The 22290-nt window shown below is 39.2% G+C and carries 27 protein-coding genes; 4 read left to right on the forward strand and 23 right to left on the reverse strand.

Features of this window, described 5'->3' with window-relative positions:
• Positions 1–11: 11 nt before the first annotated feature.
• The 6 genes from QMG11_RS15875 to QMG11_RS15900 all read right to left on the reverse strand — a co-directional run bounded on the left by QMG11_RS15875 (position 12) and on the right by QMG11_RS15900 (position 6836).
• Positions 12–551 carry a hypothetical protein gene (locus QMG11_RS15875; protein ID WP_281837305.1) on the reverse strand — a complete coding sequence of 180 codons (540 nt, stop codon included), beginning with the start codon at positions 549–551 and terminating at the stop codon, positions 12–14.
• 151 nt (positions 552–702) lie between these two features.
• A complete protein-coding gene (locus QMG11_RS15880) occupies positions 703–2217 on the reverse strand; it encodes a sensor domain-containing diguanylate cyclase (RefSeq protein WP_281837306.1) in 1515 nt (504 codons plus the stop codon).
• Between the two features lie 147 nt (positions 2218–2364).
• Positions 2365–2751 (reverse strand): DUF6979 family protein, encoded by a 387-nt coding sequence (locus QMG11_RS15885; RefSeq protein WP_281837307.1) that lies wholly within the window; start codon positions 2749–2751, stop codon positions 2365–2367.
• 135 nt (positions 2752–2886) lie between these two features.
• Positions 2887–3411: a GNAT family N-acetyltransferase gene (locus QMG11_RS15890; RefSeq protein ID WP_281837308.1), complete on the reverse strand. Its 525-nt coding sequence runs from the start codon at positions 3409–3411 to the stop codon at positions 2887–2889.
• A gap of 4 nt (positions 3412–3415) precedes the next feature.
• The gene (locus QMG11_RS15895) at positions 3416–3841 is read right to left on the reverse strand and encodes an HIT family protein (RefSeq protein ID WP_281837309.1); all 426 of its coding nucleotides are present in this window, start codon (positions 3839–3841) and stop codon (positions 3416–3418) included.
• Positions 3842–3947: 106 nt separating this feature from the next.
• The gene (locus QMG11_RS15900) at positions 3948–6836 is read right to left on the reverse strand and encodes an EAL domain-containing protein (protein WP_281837310.1); all 2889 of its coding nucleotides are present in this window, start codon (positions 6834–6836) and stop codon (positions 3948–3950) included.
• 385 nt (positions 6837–7221) lie between these two features.
• Here QMG11_RS15900 and QMG11_RS15905 point away from each other — a divergent pair, with 385 nt between their 5' ends.
• Positions 7222–7629: a hypothetical protein gene (locus QMG11_RS15905; protein WP_281837311.1), complete on the forward strand. Its 408-nt coding sequence runs from the start codon at positions 7222–7224 to the stop codon at positions 7627–7629.
• A 164-nt stretch (positions 7630–7793) separates the two neighbouring features.
• Here QMG11_RS15905 and QMG11_RS15910 read toward each other — a convergent pair whose 3' ends face one another.
• On the reverse strand, positions 7794–8624 hold the full coding sequence (locus QMG11_RS15910; RefSeq protein WP_281837312.1) for a leucine-rich repeat domain-containing protein: 831 nt from the start codon (positions 8622–8624) through the stop codon (positions 7794–7796).
• 256 nt (positions 8625–8880) lie between these two features.
• Positions 8881–9246 carry a hypothetical protein gene (locus QMG11_RS15915; protein ID WP_281837313.1) on the reverse strand — a complete coding sequence of 122 codons (366 nt, stop codon included), beginning with the start codon at positions 9244–9246 and terminating at the stop codon, positions 8881–8883.
• A gap of 335 nt (positions 9247–9581) precedes the next feature.
• Here QMG11_RS15915 and QMG11_RS15920 point away from each other — a divergent pair, with 335 nt between their 5' ends.
• Entirely contained in the window at positions 9582–10211 is a 630-nt protein-coding gene (locus QMG11_RS15920; protein ID WP_281837314.1) for a dimethylsulfonioproprionate lyase family protein, read from the forward strand.
• Between the two features lie 85 nt (positions 10212–10296).
• Here the strand turns inward: QMG11_RS15920 and QMG11_RS15925 are convergent, their stop codons facing one another.
• Entirely contained in the window at positions 10297–10554 is a 258-nt protein-coding gene (locus QMG11_RS15925; RefSeq protein WP_281837315.1) for a hypothetical protein, read from the reverse strand.
• A 193-nt stretch (positions 10555–10747) separates the two neighbouring features.
• Between QMG11_RS15925 and QMG11_RS15930 the strand changes: the two genes are divergently transcribed.
• Positions 10748–11740: a bactofilin family protein gene (locus tag QMG11_RS15930; protein ID WP_281837316.1), complete on the forward strand. Its 993-nt coding sequence runs from the start codon at positions 10748–10750 to the stop codon at positions 11738–11740.
• 131 nt (positions 11741–11871) lie between these two features.
• Here the strand turns inward: QMG11_RS15930 and QMG11_RS15935 are convergent, their stop codons facing one another.
• Positions 11872–12096, reverse strand: coding sequence for a hypothetical protein (locus tag QMG11_RS15935; RefSeq protein ID WP_281837317.1), 225 nt, complete (start codon positions 12094–12096; stop codon positions 11872–11874).
• 394 nt (positions 12097–12490) lie between these two features.
• Here QMG11_RS15935 and QMG11_RS15940 point away from each other — a divergent pair, with 394 nt between their 5' ends.
• Positions 12491–13249, forward strand: a complete 759-nt coding sequence (locus tag QMG11_RS15940; RefSeq protein WP_281837318.1) for a transporter substrate-binding domain-containing protein — start codon at positions 12491–12493, stop codon at positions 13247–13249.
• A 36-nt stretch (positions 13250–13285) separates the two neighbouring features.
• Here the strand turns inward: QMG11_RS15940 and QMG11_RS15945 are convergent, their stop codons facing one another.
• The 13 genes from QMG11_RS15945 to QMG11_RS16005 all read right to left on the reverse strand — a co-directional run bounded on the left by QMG11_RS15945 (position 13286) and on the right by QMG11_RS16005 (position 21923).
• Positions 13286–13459, reverse strand: a complete 174-nt coding sequence (locus QMG11_RS15945) for a hypothetical protein (RefSeq protein WP_281837319.1) — start codon at positions 13457–13459, stop codon at positions 13286–13288.
• A gap of 142 nt (positions 13460–13601) precedes the next feature.
• Positions 13602–14147, reverse strand: a complete 546-nt coding sequence (locus QMG11_RS15950; RefSeq protein ID WP_281837320.1) for a hypothetical protein — start codon at positions 14145–14147, stop codon at positions 13602–13604.
• A gap of 468 nt (positions 14148–14615) precedes the next feature.
• The gene (locus QMG11_RS15955; RefSeq protein ID WP_281837321.1) at positions 14616–15230 is read right to left on the reverse strand and encodes a PH domain-containing protein; all 615 of its coding nucleotides are present in this window, start codon (positions 15228–15230) and stop codon (positions 14616–14618) included.
• Positions 15231–15481: 251 nt separating this feature from the next.
• Complete coding sequence (locus tag QMG11_RS15960) at positions 15482–15706, reverse strand: hypothetical protein (protein ID WP_281837322.1); 225 nt, start codon at positions 15704–15706, stop codon at positions 15482–15484.
• Positions 15707–15752: 46 nt separating this feature from the next.
• A complete protein-coding gene (locus QMG11_RS15965) occupies positions 15753–15977 on the reverse strand; it encodes a hypothetical protein (protein ID WP_281837323.1) in 225 nt (74 codons plus the stop codon).
• 45 nt (positions 15978–16022) lie between these two features.
• A complete protein-coding gene (locus QMG11_RS15970; protein ID WP_281837324.1) occupies positions 16023–16247 on the reverse strand; it encodes a hypothetical protein in 225 nt (74 codons plus the stop codon).
• A 1127-nt stretch (positions 16248–17374) separates the two neighbouring features.
• Positions 17375–17545, reverse strand: coding sequence for a hypothetical protein (locus tag QMG11_RS15975; protein ID WP_281837325.1), 171 nt, complete (start codon positions 17543–17545; stop codon positions 17375–17377).
• Between the two features lie 156 nt (positions 17546–17701).
• Positions 17702–17926, reverse strand: coding sequence for a hypothetical protein (locus QMG11_RS15980; RefSeq protein ID WP_281837326.1), 225 nt, complete (start codon positions 17924–17926; stop codon positions 17702–17704).
• A gap of 916 nt (positions 17927–18842) precedes the next feature.
• The gene (locus tag QMG11_RS15985; protein WP_281837327.1) at positions 18843–19034 is read right to left on the reverse strand and encodes a membrane lipoprotein lipid attachment site-containing protein; all 192 of its coding nucleotides are present in this window, start codon (positions 19032–19034) and stop codon (positions 18843–18845) included.
• 141 nt (positions 19035–19175) lie between these two features.
• Entirely contained in the window at positions 19176–19571 is a 396-nt protein-coding gene (locus tag QMG11_RS15990; RefSeq protein WP_281837328.1) for a hypothetical protein, read from the reverse strand.
• A 908-nt stretch (positions 19572–20479) separates the two neighbouring features.
• On the reverse strand, positions 20480–20608 hold the full coding sequence (locus QMG11_RS15995; RefSeq protein WP_281837329.1) for a hypothetical protein: 129 nt from the start codon (positions 20606–20608) through the stop codon (positions 20480–20482).
• Positions 20609–20806: 198 nt separating this feature from the next.
• Complete coding sequence (locus QMG11_RS16000; RefSeq protein WP_281837330.1) at positions 20807–21022, reverse strand: hypothetical protein; 216 nt, start codon at positions 21020–21022, stop codon at positions 20807–20809.
• 688 nt (positions 21023–21710) lie between these two features.
• On the reverse strand, positions 21711–21923 hold the full coding sequence (locus tag QMG11_RS16005) for a hypothetical protein (RefSeq protein ID WP_281837331.1): 213 nt from the start codon (positions 21921–21923) through the stop codon (positions 21711–21713).
• Positions 21924–22290: the final 367 nt, after the last annotated feature.

The raw sequence follows: 22290 nt of genomic DNA on the forward strand, positions 1-22290 counted from the left end.
TTTGTCCCTCCTCAATATGCAGTTATTTCCTTCAGTTGCTTCTCTGCTTCCTCTAGATCCCCCTCTACCTTTCTCTTATCCGCTACAATTAGCTCAATCTCCTTGGATATTTCATCTATCTCCCTTGTGAGCTTCTCCTCCTTCTTCCTGTGTTTCTCCATAAAGTGGGATATCTTCTCAACTTTTTTTTCTATCTCAGATATCTCCCTCTTTAACTTGTCGTTTACCTCTTCCATCTCCCTGGATTTAAAGGTGAAGGCTGCTATAAATTTTTTCAGGGGTTTATCATTTTCAAGAAGTTTTTCCCCGCAACTATCCCTGTTTAGGTTGAGTTCCCTTGCTTCACTATCCTTTTCTCCTATCTTTCCCAGAAGGATATCCCTTTCCTGGGAGACCTTTTTCAACTTAAAGTTCAGCTTCATCTCCTTCTGCTCGTGTACTCTCCTCTCCTCTGTAAGAGATCTTATCTTCTCCTCCATCCTGCTTATCTTCTTTCTTTGCTTGCTGCTCAAAGTAGAGTTCTTAACCTCTCTTACTGCCTCTATAGTCATTCCACTCACCCCTTCCTATTTAATTCTTATCACTGCCCTTCCCTTCCCCTTGCCTCTTAATTACTTTTAATTTTTTTCATCAATTCCTTTTTTTAAAAGGAAAAAGCCAGGAAAATTTCCTGGCTTATAAAGTATATATTAGCTCTACCATTTATCTTGTGGAGCAATCCCACTTCACTTGATTTTTTCCCTGAGCCTTTGCTTCATAGAGAAGTTTATCTGCTTTTATAAGGGTCTCCTCTAGAGTGTCCTCCCCTGAACCTGCCATCCCTATACTAACTGTACTCTTAAATCCCTCCCTCCAGCTAAGGTTTTCCACCTTGCTTCTGATACTTTCAGCCATCTCAATAACTTTAACCTCCTCCTGAAAACTTACCACTACAAACTCCTCCCCTCCATACCTGAAAGCCCTTTCACTTCTTCCTATACTTTCCCTTATAACCTCCCCCACTCTCTTCAAGACACAATCTCCCACCTGGTGACCAAAGGTATCATTTATACTCTTAAAGTTATCCAGATCAAGGAACGTTATCCTGTATTTCAGAGTGCTTTTCTTCAGGAGTTCCGTCTCCTTCTCGAAGGAACCCCTGTTATAGAGGGAGGTAAGTTTATCAAAGATAGCATCCTGTCGGACCTCATTTAAGTGTTCAGAGGTTTTTTCTATCTCCCTTAGAATATGGTGGTATTCCAGAGGATACTCCTTAAAATCTATGGGCTCCATCTTTTCCCTGAGAGATATCAGTATCTCCTCCACCTTAAAGTTAGTGTAGTTAACTCTCTTGAGAAAGATAATTATAAGTACTATCCCCACTAAGATCTCAAAAATATGCATTATATAGGTTACCTTTAAGTAGGAATTTAACTCCCTATTCATCTCATAGTAGTTTAATACCCTCACCAGCTTCCACATAGTTGGAGTAATTGTGTCATAGAGCACATACCAGTCGCCATACTTAAAGTGTCCCCTTTCCCCCTTCATTCTGCTGTCCCTTGCCACCCTTAAAAAATCCTCTGAAGGAAGTTTTCTGTCCACTCCGTGTATACTGGTGAAACCATTGTAAATAAATGTTTCCTCTACAGATGAGCTCTCTATTATCCTTGAAAGATAGTTTGAGATCTTATCCCGCCCCAGATCCATCCCCATTACAGCTTTTTTACCCCCTCCAAGGGGGATAGCCCTTGAAATAGAAAGTTGTATGGACAGATCGTTGTGGTCTGCATAGAGGTTCCAGTTGTTTTCTCCTGGATTTTCAAGAGCACTTCTGTACCATGGACGATTCATAAGGTAGAACCCCTTCTTGGGCTTCCATTCAGGCCTTACATATATCTCATTTTCGGGCTTTCCCAGATAGATATGGCTTATATCTCTGTTTAAACTTAGGTACTCCTCCCAAAGGTTATAATACTCCTCTACCCTGCCCTCCTCTACCTTTTGAAAATCAAGAAGAGAGTAGAGGTGATCAAAGTTTTTTTCCATCTCACTTATCTCTGCAGATATATAGTTTCTATTAAGGTTTTGAAGAACTATCATCTGAAGATCTATAATCTGAGACCTTGTAATTTTTCTGTGATCCACCACTAGAAATACCGTTATCATCAAAAATGTTAGAAAGAATACTGAAATAAACATGAGGCTCTTCTTGTGGAAGCTGCTATAACTAACCATTTCACTCACCCCTTCTATCCCTTATTTATTACTTTCTTATTTTTTAATCCTTTCCTCCCATTTTTTTAATCCAAATAAAAAAAGTCACAGCTTGTGCTGTGACTAAACATCCTTCTTTTAATATCTGCTCCTTCCAAGAATAAGCTTTTAAACAATCATCCCGGCCCTCCAAAGAGCTATCACCACATCCATCTGATGATTGTGGTTCTTTCCTGTTTTTTCCACTTCCCTCCAGAGCTCTCCAGGAGTCATTCCCCTGTAGATGGCATCCCTTTTTAGAAGCTCCACAGCTGTAAGGGCATAATCCTTACTCTGTTTCAGACACTTTTTACTGTATTTTCCTGCCTCTATTCCTACAATTAGACCGCTCTCACAGAGAGCTAAGTACACTCCTCTGGGACTTGTATTTCTTATGTGGGATTCTGTTTCAAAGTTTTCCCTTACTATCCTCTCCCACATCCTGTAGATATCAAACCTTTCCTTTCCGCTAATTCTTTTAGTGACCTCCACAGCCACTTCTCCATAATCTCCCATCTATCTGCCCCCGATTTAATGGCCTTCTAGAGCCACCCTTCTTTTTAATCTTATATAACCCCTTATATTAGATACACTTTAGTATATCACAAAAAAAAAAGAGAAGACAAATTAAAGTCTTCCCTGTGAGGTAGATCATCCGATTTTTTTATACCATATCATGTGGTCCGCCCCCTTATCCCAGTAGTCCTTGGCCACCCTCACTGGGTCCCCCAGCTTTCTTGTCCAGTACCCCTGAGCCCTCTTGTATCCGCTGTCCAGGTAGAAGCTTTCTATTCCCCTCTCTATAAGATCCACACATATGACACTGAAGAGAGCGCTTCCTAGACCCCTTCCCTGGTACTCTGGATCTACATAAACTGTTCCTATCTCCCCGGTATCCACCAGTTCCTCTCCTAAAATCTCCACAACCGCTTCATTGCAGGGAGCATAGGAGACCGTCCCTACTATCCTTCCCCTGTACCAGGCCACTAAAAATATCCTTTCCTCATCCTCTGCAGCCAGATACTTTCTCAGGAGTTTCATCTTATCTCCTACCTCCTCCTCTAGAAAGTAGGGCAGCTCGATCTGCTCCTTCTCTATGGTGTCCTCTATGACCCTTTTAAAGAAGGCTTCCAGCACCTCTGCCTCCTCCCCTCTGGGAGCTCTTATCTCATCCATTCCTCTACCTCCATTCTTCTCTTTCAACCCGGTCTAACCCTCCAGCTATCTTCCTTCCCTCTTCCTCTATATCGTGCCCCTCTACCTCCTTGGATACCCATCCGAAGTCCCCGGCAGCATACCTGGGAAAGAGGTGCATGTGGTAGTGGCCTATATCATTGAAATCTCCACCATTTTGCATGATGCTGTACCCCATGGGATTATACCTCTCCTTCAGGATCTTCAACAGCCTTTTAGATATCTCCATCACCCTTCTAGATTCCTCTGAGGTCAGTTCATCCAGATCTCCCCTGTGCTCCCTGGTAACAATTAGCAGGTGCCCCCTGCTGATTGGATCTATATCCATAAAGGACACAACCAGGTCATCCTCATAGACGATTGTCGCCCTGTGCTCCCCCTTAACAATCCTACAAAACACGCACTCCTCCATAGAATCCCCTCCTTTCTAGAAGAATATACCCCATTATGTAAATCTGCCCAAGAAAAAAACCACGACAAAGCGTGGCTTTCCTATACCTTCTATAACAAATACTCCTCTAACCCCTTCTTTCTTCAGCTAGTCGTTCCCCAAAGGATTCCTCTGGCATAGGTCTTCCAAAGTAGTATCCCTGGCCATGGCTTACTCCCTCCTCTCTCAAGAAGTCCCTCTCCCAGGCATCCTCAATTCCCTCAGCAACAGAGTTATAACCCATATCATTGCAGAGGTTTATTAGGTTGCTGTATATTATTCTTCCCCTCTTTGCATTCTCCTTGATAGCCATAAGGAGCCCCCTGTCAAACTTAAGGGTATCTATGGAGAGCTTCCCCAGCTCCCTAAGGGATGAGTGCCCTGCTGTGAAGTCATCTAGGGCAACTGTCATTCCCAGTTCATCCTTTAAGCAGCTGAGCTCCCCCATAACCTTGTTTATCTTATTTATGAAGACACTCTCAGTTACCTCAACCTCTACAGCTTCCCCTGAAACACCATGCTTTTCAAGGAGAAACTTCAGTTTTTCAGAGACATCTATATCCTCAAAGGTCCTCACCGAGATATTGAATGAAGCCTTGAAGTTTTTATCTACTACTCCCCTGGTTATCCAATTTTTCAGAGCCTTTATTGTAGCTTCAGCAATTATAAAGTCCACCTTGGATACAAGGCCCATCTCCTCTGCCATGGGAATGAAGGTTCCGGGGGATATGAAGCCCCTCTCCCTGTGCTTCCATCTTGCCAGAGCTTCTAAGCCGGTTATCCTTCCGGTCTTGAGATCTACCTTAGGCTGGAAGTAGGGAACTATCTCCTCCTTCATGAGGGCTCTCTTAAACTCCTCCATAAGCTCCTTTTGGCTGTCAAACTCCCTCACCAGTTCCTCTGTGGCAACTACTATGGAGTCCTCTCCACTCTTTTTTGCAGAGTACATGGCCACATCAGCCCAATGGATAAACTCCTGAGGGTCCCTGACCCCGCTGCTCACTTCACACATACCAATACTTACTCCCATTCCTATGCTGGTATCCAAGTGATTTATAGGCTTTTCCAGATCCCTTACCGCCCTGTGAGCCAGCTCCATGCTCTCTGCAAGGGTTCCCTCTTTTTGAAGGACAAAGAATTCATCCCCTGCCAGTCTGAAGACCTCCCTCCTCTTAAAGAGCTTGTGAAGTCTTTCAACTGTTTCCTTGAGGATGAGGTCTCCTGTATGGTGCCCATACTTGTCATTTATCTTCTTAAATCCATTGAGATCTATATACATCCCCACTCCATGCTCTCCCTGAAAATCCAAGTTCTCCAGCTCCTCTGTAAAACTAGTCCTGTTAAGAGCTGCTGTAAGCTGATCGAAGTATGCCAGCTTATGAAGCTTCCTATTCCATGAGTGCCTGTTTATAAGAACCGTCATCCCCACCGATCCCACAAGAAGAAGCATTAGCTCCCTGATAAGCTTTCTCTTCCGCTTATATTCTATAGCTTTTGCTGCCTTTATAAGAAGCCTCTCCTCCAGAAATTTGGACTTTACCTCTGAGTAGTTGATTAGATGGTCCCCGGCCTTCTTCACTATGCTTACCAGGAGGCTCCTCCCGTTTTGGAAAGCGAAGCACAGGGGAAAGTGTCCCAGATCCCTTATCTTTTCAAGCTTTAGATCGAACCTTGTCTGATTAAAGTAGGTAAACATATCCTCATCCATTATACAGGCTCCTATCCTCCCCTTTTTAAGGGCTTCCAGCATCTCCTCGGAGTTCTTATAAAGCACTACTTCTCTATCCTTAGCTACATACCTTTTAGAAGCCTCATCGGTTATATCCCCCTCTACAGCTCCTACCCCCATATATTCTTTATGATCCCTTTGGGTATTCCCCACAAGAAATATCTCTCTATAATCCAAGGCTCTTGAAAACTCATGATTTCTTGCCCTTTCAAAGGTGAAGTACATGGGAAGGAAGTCTCCCTCTCCCCCCTTAAACCTATTATATATCTCATCCCAGGCTTCTCCCCTTCCATTGAGAAGTTTCACAGGCTTTCCCAGAAGTCCGCTCAGCTGGGTGAGCCCCCTTACAAAGATACCGTCATACTCCTCCTTGCTTCTATCGTAGTAGACCATGGGATAAAAGTCCTTCTCAAAGAATACCTCTATACTCTCCTTTCCCTCCAGATACTCCCTCTCCTCTGGTGTGAGAACCTCATAGAAATCCCTCCTTATCCTCCTGCTTCTGTCTCCGGCCATAAAATCTAGGATCTCATCCTTTAGCCTGTAGTCCAAGGCTTTATTCAGGATCTCCCTGAGTTGAGGCTTATCCCTGGCAACACCTATTCCCATGGGCTCTCCCTCTCCCAGCTCCAACTTCTTCAAGTTGTACTTTTCATGGACCTTCTCCGAGGGAAGTACAGCATAGTCATACTCTCCAGAACCTGGAGCTGAATCCACTTCCCTTATCTTAAAATCTATATAGTTTTTCTCCCTAAACTTTTTTAGGTAGTCACTGTAGTAGGATGACTTCAGAACCGCAATTTCCCTTCCTTCCAGGTCATTCCAGGAATCCAGGGGAATGCTGTCCTCCCTTACACTTATATAGATCTTATTTTCATATATGGGAGTGGTAAGGTTAAACTCCTTCTCCCTCTCCCTTGTAACTACAAGGTTAAGGAGAAGATCTACCTCTCCCCTTCTGAATTTATCGTAGAGATGCTCCCAGGAATCTATCTCCACATCCACATCCAGATGAAAGAACTCCTCCATAAGCCTCTCATACTTATATACCAGGCTTTTCTCCGGTTGTTTTTCATCCAAAAAACGGCTTCCACTATAGGCTCCCAGCTTTAGTTTCTCTCTCTGCAGCTTCTCTATGTAGGAGATCTCATCTGGTGAGTATATTCCCGAGGAGATGTAATCCTCTCCATATACCAGACCTCCTAACAGCAGTAAAAAACAAACTAACAGACCATATCTCTCCCTCACAAATTTCCTCCTAATTTCTATTTTAATAAACACATTTTCTTTTTTAAGGCACAATTTTAAGTCTATCACATCACCCTTACTTTTGAAAGTGATTATGTAATAGTTTCACTCCAAGGAAGATAGACCCCTCAAACTGCTATACTTTCAAAAAATCACCTCCTATGTAAAAATAAAAAAAGAAGATACCTTCCCCTAAGTCAATCTTGTGAGGAAAAGCATCTTCCGACTCCTCTACTTCTATCTACATATCTAAGATTTGTTTTCCATTATATGTTTATTTGACTAAAAGTCTACCTATAAGTGAACAATTATTTAATTTGGTTGTATTTTATTATGAATTCCTCTATAATCTACTGAACTATAATGCTTTTTTAGGAGTGAAAAAATGATTATTATTAATAATAAGAACTTTATATTAAAGGATGACCGTTTAAGAGCTATAGAAGACTTTAGAATAACCTACTCTTTAAGAGGAAGAGAGGGGGAGTTTTCACAAAAGAAGACCATCGACTCCTATGAAGACAGGATCTACTTTGTAGAGGGGTTTTCAGCAGGGGACTTTTCCACTTCCTATCTTCTTATTCCCCTTAAGGGAGATCTCATCGACAAGTATATGTCTATCTACATCCATGGCTTTAAGGAGAACCTCAGCCTGGAGTCCATTGAGCTAATCAGGAAGAACTACCTAAAGGAGTTTGACAAACACATAAAAGTTAACAGAGAGAAGATAAGAGTGGCCTACGACTCCCAGTCTACCGAGTACTTTTTTGCAGTTGAATTTTCACTCATCTAACTCCCTTGAATACAATAGATTGTCTACAATCTTATTTCAGACTCTAAAACACAACCTTTAAAGTTTCACCACATAAAAAAAAGACCTGTAAAGGTCTTTTTTAGCTATCAGATAGTCATGGAAGGGGCATCCTTCCTCTCCTATTCCTTTAAAAGCTCCATATTTTAAGGAACAAAGGTGATCTTACTGTCCCCGTCTCCCTTTAACCTTCTGTACTCCTCTGTTGCTATAACGGGATTGTCATACATACTCACAGTGAGGTTGTTGAGACCTGCCACCGCTTCCCTAAAGCCGGCCATTGTATCTATCCTATTAAAATCTAGATTGAGGTATCTCAGACTGTGCAGCTTCTTAAAATCTGCTCCCTCAAAACTCCTTATATGATTTAACCTGAGGTTTAAATAGTTAAGGTTATAGAGTCCCCCCAGATCCAAGCCCTTCAAGGTGGAGATCTTATTTAATCCCAGATCGAGGATTCTCAAGTTATGAAGACTGCCCACCTCTGCTCCCTCTACTCTGTCTATCTCATTTTCATTGAGGTTGAGAGTTTTTAAGTTATCCAGCCCCCTGAAGTCTACCCCATCAAGACTTTCCAGTACATTAAAGGTAAGTGAAAGGGTCTTCAACCTGTGGAGTCCATTAAAATTAACCTCCTTAAGGCTTCTTATTCCATTATAGCTCAGATTCAGTTCCATCAGGTTCTGAAGTATCGAAAGGTCCAGTCCCTCCAGACTCCCTATCCCCTTGATCATAGCATTGAGACTTTTTATCCTTCTCAGGTCGCTTTCCCTCAGTTTATTTCGGGTAGAGGTATATTCTTCCAGCTGCTGCACCGCATCCCAGAGAGCATCTCTTAGCCCATCATCTGAAACCTCTATACACCTATATCCCATGAGAGACAGGCCTCCCTCAAAATATCTTCTTCCTCCTTTTTTAAAGGCTCCTGCCACTACAAAGAATACCAGTATAAATATTCCTAGGATAATTCCATCCATCTCTGCACCCCCTCTCAAAATTAGCCATCCTCTATACTTAAAGGGATTAATAGATCCATAGTATTCTAAACTCCTTCTAATATATTATAATTCCTGTTACTTCAAAGATTATTCCATAGATGGGTGAAGTGTTCACAGAAGTTCCTCTGCAACCTCTCATAAGTTAAATTATTGGGGTGAATATAGGATGCTGCAAAATTATAAATTTTTACTGCCTTCAAATAAAAAAGGAACCTCAAAAGGCTCCTGTCTTCCTCTAGAATCTATAGCCTATGCTGGCATAGAGGGAGTGTTGCCATGCTTCCTCCTCCAGGTACTCCTCCTCTTCCACTTCCTCATCCAGAACATAAACTTTTACACCCAACTCAAAGGACATCCAGTTCTCCCACTCAAAGATATATGAGAAACCAGATGTAAAGGTATTTAGTCCAAATCTATTGTCTCCACTCCCCTCTCCCATGAGCTTCCTAAAGATATCAAAGTTTTCACCATACCCTGAAAATTTATTTAACTCCAAAATCATTTCTTTGCTGCTTCCCCTCGCCAAGATACCCCTTCCAAGCTCCTCGCCGTAAATTACAGCACTCCAGAGAAGTAATGCCCACACCAAAATTTTTTTCATGACTCCTCCTTTCAAGAATTAAGGTTCACCAAACCGCCACCTACCCTTTAATCACCTGAAAATTCACTGCCCCTGGACCTCTAACCCCACTATAAGTATAGGGTCTCCTGGAAGAAAATTTATTTTACCGGTAGAAGATCATTCCCTCCCTACCTTCTGCACTAAACAAAAGTTCCTATTATTAGGTGAATATCCACTGTAAGGAATTCCATTTTTATTGTAACTTTAATTATTTCACTATTCTGAACATTTACTTTACTTAGTCCATGAAAAACTATATCTTTTTTGGAAAAGATGAAGTAATATCTTATTAGTATAATTTTTAGGAGGAATATATGCCAAATATTGACTTTGAAAGTGGTTATGGTAGATTAGGTACAGCTCTTCTTAATTTTTGGAAGCTAATTGAAGCTACTGCCTTAAAGGGAAGAAGGGAACTCAATGAACTTATTGGAGAACTCAATAATATTTCAATATGCTCTACTGAAAAACCTGCAAATACAGATACTTTGGTTAAGTTATTTAATGCTGCTCTACTCAATGGAGATACTCCTAAAAAGTCATTGAATAGATTTAACAGAATTTTAGTTGAAACTAACCCCCATATACACTGGTATCCAAACAACCTCAACAGGGACAGGAGTGAAGCCAGGAAGGTGGAGTATTACTGTACAAATATTGTAGGTGGGAGGGAAGAGAGAGTGGGGAGTCCCTTCCTATTTTACAGCAACAGGATCCTGGTGGGATTATTTCTCCTGGGCTCCAATGAACTTTATCACAACCTCAATCCTGCTTCCAGGATGTGGGTTGTCCTCTCTGGAAGAGCCAAGTGGAAGGGAAGGGAAGAGGAGGGGGTGGTTAGAGAACCTGGGGAGTACTTCATCCAGAACTCTACTGAAGCCCATGCAATTGAGACTATGGGAGAGCCCCTTCTGGCCATGTGGGCTTGTACTGTAAATCCATAGAACAGAAAATATGCTCGCTGGTAATATTAATAAAGCCATGTAAAAAGGAACCCCCAGGGGTTCCTTTTTTATTGGAAGGAAGATACTAAAAGTTGATCGTTATACTCCTTCTCCTTGAAACTACGATACAGGTATCCCTGTGTTTATGGTTTTTCTCACACTTCCTGTGCTTTTTCCTGCACTCCTTATGCTTTTTCTTCTTGTGGTGTTCACACCTGTGTTTTTTACACCAGTGATTCCCATGGTGGTGATTTTTATGGTGTTGACACCCCTCATGGGCATAGGTAACTCTTCCCAATACAAGGGTAAAAACTACTGTAAGTAGGGCTAAAATCTTTTTCATCTAATCCTCCGGTTAAATACTTCACAGAGATTATACCCCTTTAATATGTGGTTTAAGTGATGGAAGAAAACACCCTCTTGTTCCACATAAAAAACTTCAAAGGTTATCCCTACCCTTGGAGTCCCCTAAAAAACTTTTCTTAGGAGGATTCCCTCTATATTTATATAAACTACAGTAAAGGAGGGGAGCTTATATGAAGGGAATATTGATATTTTTTATGCTTATTTTTTCATCTGTCTACACAATACCCATTAAGGGAGACAGGGTTACCATTGGGACCCCCGTTGATGGGAACCTGATCTCTGCTTCAGAGAGGCTTACTGTAAATGCTCAGGTGGAGGGGTCTGTCATCTCAGCCTCTAAGTTTTTGGATATAAATAACAACAGCAGAAATGTAGTTGCAGCTGCAACTGAGATAAATATAGGGGGAGATATCCAGAGCATCCTGGTCTCTGCCTCTAAAAATCTCACAGTTAACGGAAGGGTAGGAGAGGCAGTGGTAGCTGCAGCCGATTCTATACTCTTTAATGGAACTACCAAGGATATAGTGGTAGCTGCAAGGGAAGTGGATATCACAGGAGAGGTGGACAACCTCTTTGCTGCTGCTGACAGGATCTATATAAGCGGTACCGTAAAGGGAGATCTCTACTCCACAACAAGCAGGGTAGAGCTTAGAGGAGATGGAAGGATCCTGGGAAGGATCTACTCTCCAGAGGAGATTCCTCATAAGGTCAAGGGTGAGATGGTGAAAAGGAGCTGGGGGATTCTTCGAATGGCCTCCCTCCTTCACTCACTTCTGGGAATCCTCTTTATAAGCTTCCTTCTGAGAAGGTCTTCATCAATAACTAATGGACTCTCTGAAAGCCTATTCAAGAAAGGGCTCCTGGCATTTTTCACAGGAATCTTCTTTATGGTAGTACTTCCGGTTTTTTCAGTTATCACCCTTCCTCTTCTTGGAATATACAGCTTGGGAATAATGATGGCTTACTTCTTTATTTTTATAGTATCAAAGTCATTTTTAGTAGTTGCTCTTTCAGATCGCTACAACTACTTCCTCTCCCTCATTTTAGTGGTGGGACTGAGTTTCTTCACACTCATCAGCCTTATCCTTTCAATAGTGGGATTGGGGATCTTCCTTCTCTATATAAAGGATACCCTAGCTAATACTCCCCAGGAGGAAGCATAAAAAGCAACTTGACGTTGCATCCCGATAGTCGGTAAAAACACTAATTACTTCATGAAAAGTTTTAATAAAATTATACTTTTCTAAAAAAAAAAGAACCGCCAGAGATGGCGGTTCTTCCAGTCTACATAACTTTATTTATTCTCATGACCTCTGCCCATGGTATCCAGCTCTCTGTGGAACTCAGAATAGATATCCATATTTTTCTCCGACTGCTCCCTTACCCTGGAGATCATACTCTGATCCTCTCTTACTACATCTTGCACTACCTGGAGCTCCTGACCTTCTCTATACTCATAATCTCTTCCATATGATAATCCACCTATTACAAGCATTCCCACTAATAACATCTTCTTCATCTCTCTCATCTCCTCAAAACTAACATACGATACTAGCCTCTATCAGGGTCCCCTACTTTCATGTTTTCCTCTGTTATTTTATGTGGTTATTATATAAGTTTTTTAGAGTATATTACACGTCACCTGACACCAAAAGAAAATAAAAATTCTCTTTCTGAAACTTGATTTTTAACCTTTCAATCTCCTCTGAAAATCAAAAATTAATTAGAGGCATTCTATCCCTTCCTACAGGATTTATTGAAAGATAACTTTTCAACTTATAAAAATATAGGTTTCCTCTCTACAAACCGAACAAAAAAATAAATCCATTGATAGATACCCCTGAGGAGCCCTTTGAGTTATAATCTATCCTATAGACAGCAGGGAAGGATTCTGCAGAGAAGGGGGAAGAAATATGAAAAAGATAGTTTTAATATTGATGATAGTCATTATGAGCATCTCCGCCATGGGAGAGGGAAGGGTGGAGAAAATATTAGAAGCCGGAAGGATAAGAGTGGGAACTACAGGGGACTACAGGCCATTTACCCACGTGGAGGATGGAAGATATGAGGGATATGATATAGAGGTGGCAAAATATATAGCCCAGGAGCTGGAAGTAGAGGTTGAGTTTGTACCTACTACCTGGAAGACTCTCTTAGATGATTTAGAGGGGGATAAGTTTGATATAGCCATGGGGGGAATCTCCAGAAATACAGGGAGAAAGGTGAGAGCAGAGCTTTCCAGACCCTACCTTACCTATGGGAAGTGTCCCATCGTCAGAAAAGAGGATGCAGGGAAATACACCTCCCTTGAAGCTATAGATCAGCCTGGTGTCAGAGTTGGGATAAATATCGGGGGAACCAATGAGAAGTTTGCAGAAGCCAACATCAAAAATGCCGAGATAGTGAGGTATAAAAATAACCTGGATGTACCCATGGCAGTTATGAAGGGGGAGGTAGATGTTATGATCTCCGAGACTCCAGAGGGGATCCACTATGCCAATAACTACAGGGAACTGGCATCCCCTATGACAGATAATCCAATGACAAAAAATCAACTGGGATACCTCATTCCCAAGGGGGAGTATGATATGGTATCGTTAATAAACTTTATTATGGAGGATATGGAGCTGAAGGGTGTCATGGATAAGCTAAAGGAAGAAAATATAAGGTAAGAAAAAAAGGTGGCCTATTCCACCTTTTTATTTTATCTAACTCTCTGGAACCCACTCATCCTTAGATACCTTGGGCTCATCCTCGGGTAACCACTCATCCTCTACTACTTCCACCTCATCTTCCGGCATCCATTCCTCCTCAGATACATCTGGCTTCCTTCCAGGTGCAGAGTATGAATAAGCTAGAACCCTTCCCTCTTCTAGGATCATTCTGTCACCTCCCGCTACACTAATTATAGAAAATTACTTCCTCAAAATTAAAATTACTTGAAAGGCACTTCCGCAACCTTATTCTTCCCTTACTGCTCATAAAAAAAGCAGCAGCCTTAGCTGCTGCCTTACACTATTAATTTTAGAATCTGTAACCAAAACCAGCGTACCAGTAGTGCTGCCAGGCATCATCCTCTACGTCGTCGTCTCCCTTTGTGCTTCTCTCTATATCGTATACTTTTACACCTAGCTCAAAGGAGAACTTGCTCTCCCACTCATGCCCATAGGATACACCAGCCATTGGACCCCTAATCTCAAACTTACTTCTGTTAGATTCATCATCTACTTCCTCATCTCCATCTGCCCATCCAACCTTGAGCTGTGCATAGAAACCTGTAGGGTGGACACACTTGGCAGTGAGGTAAGCTTCATATACCATGAAATCAAAATCGTCATCCCAGTCAAATCTAGTCGCCCCTATACCAATACCATAACGGGCTCTCTTTTCAATTCCTCCCCTGAGATACTCCACTTCTCCACCATATGCAAGGGTTTCCTCATCTTCAAAGTCCTCAAACTCTGTAAATGCTCCTCCCACATGTGCCCTTATCAAGATGTCATTTGCAGCTTCCCCTCCATAGGCAGCTATACTTCCAAAAATTAAAAGTCCTATCAATACCTTTCTCATAACCTCCTCCTTTTAAGAGTCTGGTCTGAATAAGCTATAGGTGTCCTATAGGCTCCCTCTTCACCTATCTAAATAAGTTTTTTTCATAATCAGGCCCTCTCATAATATAAAAATTTCTTCATATTATATTATAAAAGCATAACTTTTCTGGAGTTGCTCTTTAGCCTTTAAATTATTCATAAAACCTCTAGGTTTTCCTCTCTAACTCCATTTTTTGAAGTGAATACAGGGAAGGTATTAATTAATTTTTTTCTGGAAAAAAATAAAAAAGGTGAAGACGGGGATCTTCACCTTTTTTGGGGAGATTTTATGAAAAAGTTTTGCAAGTTCCTCCTTGCTATGGGTATATAATACCCTGAATTTGTGTCCTTTATATGCCATAGAAATGATATATTGTAGTTTAAAATTTAATATAACTTTTTTGAGGTAGAGGAATACCACACCCTTTCTTTTCCCAAGCTATCTCCTCTAAGAGATCAGCTGAAGAATCTTTTTGTAGACCTCCTCTGCGTTCTCTATATCTGAAATTTTAATACCGCTTCTGGCTCGCCCCCTCTGTATACCAGTTGCAGGAGTTGATAATATAATGGTTCCCAGACCATACATTTTTTGGATAACTCCCCTTCTTATATTGGCCTCTGTAATATTTTTATACTTAATGCTCTTCCTCTCAGTAGTCCAAAACCCTTCATCGTATTCCAGACGATCCGAATAAAATACATACCTTGTTTTGGCATAGGTCTTTTTCTTATTGTAGTAGGTAAAAAGTGGTACACCAAAGAAAGCTAAGGCCCCAAAGAAGATAAAGGTAGACCCTTGGGGAAGGTGAAGGCCAATTGCAGTGGCTCCAATCATACTGAACCCTCCAAAAAATCCTCCTGCCCATACTGTCATAAATAGTTGAAGGGGCAGTACTGCTACCATCGTCGCCCAGGGTATAAAAACAGGTTTTGCTTTAATTAGAGGTATATTCATATCAAACCCTCTCTCCCTATGCTCCCCTTCAGATCTAACTCTTACTCCACACTCCTTACAAAACTTAGCATCTTCATCTATCTCCCTTCCGCACTCTCTACAGAACATAGTACCTCCCTTTTTCCATATAACAAGCCTGATAAAGAAACAATATTAATTATATAATAAATGAAATTTTATTCAATCCTTTTTCTTCCTTTAGAATTTAAGGTATCTCACAAATAAAAAAAGATGAAGACGGAGACTCTTCACCTTTGGGGGAGTTTTTTATGAAATTACTACTAACTTTTACCTTCTATACACTAGCCCTATCTACTGCTCATACCCTTCCGGGTTAATGATACCTCTACCTGAATCCCTTATCTATTCTCGTGACCTCTGTCCATGTTGTCCAGCTCTCTGTGGAACTCCGAGTAAACCTCTAAATTGTTCTTAGAGATCTCTCTCTCCCTTGACAGCATCGACTTATCCTCGCTATTTACACTCTGAACCACCTGAAGCTCCTTACTCTCTCTGTACTCAAAATCTCTTCCATATGATAACCCACCTATCACTAACATTCCCAATAATAACATCTTCTTCATCTCAATCATCTCCTTAATCCTCTATAATACGATATCTATCTTCCGCTTATCTGTTCTCGTGACCTCTGTCCATATTGTCCAGTTCCCTGTGAAACTCCGAGTATACCTCTAAATTGTTCTTAGAGATCTCCCTCTCTCTTGACAGCATCGACTTATCCTCGCTACCTACACTCTGAACTACCTGAAGCTCCTTACTCTCTCTGTACTCAAAATCTCTTCCATATGATAAGCCACTTATTACTAAAATTCCTAATAATAACATCTTCTTCATCTCAATCATCTCCTTAATCCTCTATAATATGATATCTATCTTCGCTTATCTGTTCTCGTGACCTCTGTCCATGTTGTCCAGTTCCCTGTGAAACTCCGAGTATACTTCTAGATTGTTCTTGGAACCCTCCCTCTCCCTTGAGATCATAGACTGATCCTCGCTATTCACACTCTGAACTACCTGAAGCTCCTTACTCTCTCTGTACTCGAAATCTCTTCCATATGATAAGCCACCTATTACTAACATTCCCACTAATAGCATCTTTTTCATCTCAATCATCTCCTTAAAGCTCCCAAAATACGACATCCAACCACTGTACCTTTTATTTGGTATTTTTCATCAACCTTTCATCTTGATCTGTTATTTTATGTGGTCATTATATGGATTTTTTCTTCTCTAGGGTACGTCACCTGACACCTTTTAAATATAAAAAATATTTTTTTAAAAAATTCCCTTTTAAGATATTATGGATATTAGCTTTTCCATCTAAAATATTTTTCAAAATTATTTGGATTTTTTCTTCTCACTCTATCCTTCCTATGATAAAGATAAACCCTAAACCTTCTTCCCTTCTTTTACCCTCCTTAGAATCTTATGTGAAGAGAGGTTCTTATTATAAAATAACTTCTTTAGCTATAAGCTTTTTGTACCTTTTGTCTTGATACAAAAGGTACCTAAAAAATCAAGACTTTCAGCAATTGTCTTACATAGCAATCACATAACTTCCGTTCCTTTGCTGGACTCTAGATAGAACCTGCTCAGCCCGACGGAACGACGTACGTACCTCCAGCGATGTTGAACGACCGCCTTCAGCCATAAAAGAATACAAGGAGATTGTTGCTTTCTTTGAATTCCTCATTTGATAAATACGTAAATGAAATATGAATTAAAGTTTTAGAAAACGTCGTCGACTCTCCAAAAACTATAGCTTTCGATACGATTTTTTCAAAACTTTAAGATTATGGAATAGTATTTTTCAACAGAGGTGTCCTTTCTTGGTTCATTCTTTGGACAAGCAAAGAATGAACTACTTTTCTAAAGTAAAAAAGGCGAAGACAGATATCTTCACCTTTTTGGGGAGAGTTTTTTATGAAAAAGTTATGCACTTCCTCTTGCTATGGGGATATAATACTCCGCATTTGTGTCCTCTGTATGGCACAGAGATGATATGTTAAAGGTTTTAATTTAAGATAACTTTTTTCTGTTACTTCTCTCTTGTACCCCAAGGGCATTTCTTCCCTTTAGTTAGTGCAAAAAAGAAGTAACCAATGTAAAATAATTTGTGTTTCCAGCTACTACTCCTCTAAACACTATCAAGAGAGAAGGAAAGGAGCTCCCATAAGAGCTCCCTCATCAACTTGGAATATGGCCAACTATAGCTATAAAACTCCCATATCCTACCAGTCCTTTATTGTCTTTTCAACATAGGTATAGATATCCTTGGATACCTCTACTCCATCAAGGAAGTACTGAACCTCATCACTGCCGGCTACTGAAGTTATCTTTAACTTACTCTCCTTAGTAGCCACTATCTTTCTCCCGTTGTAGTAATAGACTATTTTTTTCATAACAATCCCCCCTTAGTATTATTATTATATACTCATAAATTTGCCTATGCCACTTTTTGAGCATTTTTTTGTCACTTTATTCCAGAAAGTTCCAAATTCTATTGAAGATACTATAAAAAACCGCCAATAACGGCGGCTTTCAATTAAATAAATTAACTATCTATTCTCGTGACCCCTGTCAAGATTGTCCAGATCTCTGTGGAACTCCGAGTAAACTTCTAAATTGTTCTTAGAGATCTCCCTCTCCCTTGAGATCATAGACTGATCCTCGCTATTTACACTCTGAACTACCTGAAGCTCCTTACTCTCTCTATACTCAAAATCTCTTCCATATGATAAGCCACCTATTACTAACATTCCCAATAATAACATCTTTTTCATCTCTCTCATCTCCTTAAAGCTTCCATAATACGATATCCAACCACTATACCTTTTATTTGGTATTTTTCACCGTTCCTTCATCTCAATCTGTTATTTTATGTGGTTATTATATGGATTTTTTATCTCCTGGGGTACGTCACCTGACACCTTTCAAGGAGAAAAAATATTTTTTTAGAAAATTCTCTTTTTAAGCATTGGAGATATTAGATCTTTGTTCTATTAATTTTTTCAAAAATATTTGAATTTTCTCTTTCTGTTCCCTTTATCCTTCCTGAGATAAAGATAACCTTTAAATCTTATTCGACTCTTTTACCCTCCTTGGAATCTTCTATAATAAGGAAGTTCATTTCTTGTCTTGATATACCATTCTTCTAAAGTTTCCTAAAGAAAAATAATAATAAAGGTAAAACGAACCAAAGAAAATCAAGACTTCCGATAATAGTCTCTCTAAGTAGACCAAAGTTTTCGTTTCTTTTCATAGGCTCTAGATAGAACCTATTCTGTTTGACGAAACGATGCAGAAATGATAAGTGAAGTACGACGACTACCTACAATCGACCTTTTTAACTCTATCTTTGTAAAACAGTAAAATGTCCGAAGTAGTCGATGTTACTTTGTACTTTTCAAATCTACTAGACCGTCAAGTAGAACAAGTTTATCGTAACGTTTTACAATATTCTTTCCCCATAGAGTTATGATTGTAGCTGTCAAAGGTTGGATAGTAACAACAAACAAAAGAGACATTACGTAGGACTAGATCTTCTTTGGGTACTTTCTTACATCATGGTAAGAAAGTACCTCGCTCTCTTGAGAGAGTGAAAAAAATTTATCGCTCACCTCTATAACCTTCAAAAGTTTAATATTTTATTTAAAAAATAAAATATTAAAAAAGAAGACCATTACAGCCTTCCTCTTCCTAGTTTTTATAGTGGGGATTGTTTGGATTGTTGTGCCCGTAAGCATTCCCGTTTGACTTTTTAGTCTTTGAATGGGTATGAGAGTGATCCTTATCCTTTATGGTGATACTCCCGTAATCTCCCTCAGCACTGATGGAGTTACATCCGCTCACAGCCAGGAGAGTAAATAAGATTAAAATTCCTTTTTTCATAGTTTCCTCCAAAATATATTCTTCTAAATAAATTATATGAAAGTTTTGTGTTGTTTTTGTGATAATCTCCCCTATAAAGAAGCAGAGATCCCCTCCCTTTGCAATAAAAAACCTTCAGCCCTATGACTGAAGGTTTTAAAGCTACTTGGCCTTATCTAAATCTATGTGCTTCTTTAGTTCTCTACCTGTATCGTTATATACCCTGTCCATCTCAGCATTTATCTCTCTGATCCTCTTAAAATGCCCATCTATCTTCTCCCTGTTACCTGGTCCGTCTATAAGAAGTTTATCGATGGCAAAGACCTCCCTGAGCTTATCCGCTTCCATGATCTTAAGCTCATACCACCCCTTGTTGATAATATTTTTTACTATCTCTACCTCATCTGCCTCCATACCGATATCTTTGTGCATTCCAGGGGTCTCCACCGCTCTGTAGGCTTCATTGTAAAGATCATAGAAGTCTGCATTATCCCTGTCCCTTGCAAGGGATAAACTTGTCAAAATAACCATCATTAAAACCAACAATATCTTTTTCATAGATTTCCTCCTCCTGTTTTTATAGTTACAACTCTTTACGAAAGAGAATATATATTCCTTTTTAATTTTTTATAATTGATCTATTACTTTGAAATTAAAAAAGGTAAAGACGGGGATCTTCACCTTTTTTAATTTGGGAGTTTTTATGAAAAAGTTATGCAAGTTATCTTGCTATGGGGATATAGTACACCCTCTTTGTGTTTTTTGTGTGACATGGGAGTGATATCTTGGGGGTGGGAATTTAAGATAACTTTTTATGTTCATTTCTTGTAATGACACAAGAAACGAACCAAAGAAAGTCTAGCCCTCTCAAACGCTTCCCGAGTTAAGGCTCCATATACGTCCTTTGTGAGCTACAGTCCTCGCTTTGTAAGATAAGAGTTATGTAAAGAACTGCGGAACTCATTCTGTTTGACGGACTAGTTAATTTTTCCTGCAAAAGCCTGATCACCTTGAGAGGGCGCTAGATTTATAAAAGAAAAAATATTTAAAAAGAGAAGGCTATAATAAGTCTTCTCCATATTATTTTTACAAGCCTGATCCCATTAATAAATATTTATCTAATCCATAGAACTGATTTCTTAGGCATCTTATAGGAAAAGGGGTGGTTATATTCTTTTATTAATTTCCATTTAATTCTATCTCTCTCAAAACATAGCTTTGTGTTAGGTTTAAAAGTTATTTTAACTTTTGCAATAGGACATTCCCGCCACCCTACAGATTTCGTCACTAAAATTATGCAAGAAAATATACCTATTTTTTCAATATGGACATTTAAATCATTTTTAAAACTGGGAGAATTTAAAATACCTGATAAGTTATTAGGGTCATTAAAATTTAAATGTAAAAATATTTTTTCTTTTGAATAAGTATCTCCCTCATTTGTCCAGTATTTTAAGACATCTTCTTTAATTTAAACGTTTCCTTTCTTTTATCCAACAGCTTATTTTGTTAATATTTGAAAATATAGTTACAACGATCCCACCAACTATAGCACTTATAATATTTATTATTACTTGTTTAGATAACATCTCCATAACGCTCCCCCTTATATTTCTTATATTACTACTTTCAAAATTCAAAAACAAATGTTTTAAAAAATAATTATTTTTTATTAAATACCAATAAGGCAGTGGCAGTGAAAATTTTTTATGAAGGTAAAATAACTGGTTAACTAAAAAACGACCTCATCGTTGAGGCCGTTTTTCTATATCTATATACTTATACTATTTATCTTATCCGTGAATATCGTCATAATAAAAAACTTTTACGTACATATGTTGCATATCCTCATAAACGAAAGTTGTTTCTATCTCAGACTTTACTCTAAAAGCCATTCCTGTTTTTCTTTTTTCCTCTTTCCACTTATTCACTTCTTGCTTCACTTCTTCTGCTGTTATGACTCCATCTGCCTTTATATTTTTCTGTATCATGATTCTCGTATCCTGCATAATTTCCCCCTATTATATATAGATTACTATCTTTAAGTTATAGCATTTTATCTAATTATAGAGCAGTATGTCAAACCATTCTTCTATTTTCTTAATTAATGTTTAAAATATTAAATGTGAAATTCCATCCCTGGGGTATTTAATACATTTTTTGCCATTCGCCCTTTACCCCTTTAAAGCTCTTATTTCGATTTTAAAGACCTCCTATGTTTCCAATGACAAACTTGCTCAAAACAATTCCTCCCTTACCAGGTCCATTCTATTCTCACTCTTACCCGGGATCTCCCACCGGTCAATTCCCCTATGGGCAATATTTTTCATTTTCTCCCCCTGGCAGTGGCGGGTAAGTTTTTTTGTCATGCGTGCAAAGCCCATGCTGACATCGCCCCTCATGATTTATATCTATTGTCTGAATAATAAGGTAAGCCCTTGGTTAACTTCAAATAAAAAAGGAGCCTTACGGCTCCCCTAATTTTTTTTATCGACTGAAGATAGTCGTCCAGCTTCACAGTATTTTCCAGCTTCCTTCCGTCGGACTTATTAGGTTCAATCTTGAGCCTGTAAGAAGGAAGGGAAACTCTGTATAAACTCTAAAAGACATTTATCGTAGGTCTTGATTTTTCGGATACATTTGTATCAAGACAAAGGTATCGAATTGGTTCTTAACTGAGTAAAATTATAGATAACCTTATTCAGATGTAATAACCCCATCCTTATACTGAATTTTGATAAACTTGTCCTCAGTTAAAGGTACTTTTTTGATAAGTGTTCCTGTGAATAACTTTTCCTTATAGTATAGCTTTCCCCCCTTAAGATCTAGTTTTGGATCGCCCATCTCAACCTCTTTTTTCATGCAGGCTGTAAATGCCAAAGCAATGCAAAGTAGTGTAAATTTTTTCATAAATCTCTCCCTTTTTAAATCGGTTATTTTTTTCAATATATTTTATCAGTATCCATTCAAAAAGACAACCACCTACCAATTCGATCTCTTTTAACTTCATCTTATACTTCAATCATTTAATAATGAGTAAGGTTTTTTATAATCTCCTAGACAATAAAAAAGGAGCCTTCCGGCCCCCCTAATTTCTCTATTTTTATCGACTAAAGTTCTTAGGAAGATTATTTCCTAACTAATCCAATACCATCAGCAATTGGTCCTTAACTACGTAAAATATAGACAATCTCTAATTCTTACTTTCTTATATTTAAGTATATCATTTATAAGGAGATTTTTTAACTTTTGGTGATAATTTAAAATACATTATCAT

This window comes from Propionigenium maris DSM 9537 (genome assembly GCF_027925155.1).
In the GTDB taxonomy this organism is placed as follows: Bacteria; Fusobacteriota; Fusobacteriia; order Fusobacteriales; family Fusobacteriaceae; genus Propionigenium; species Propionigenium maris.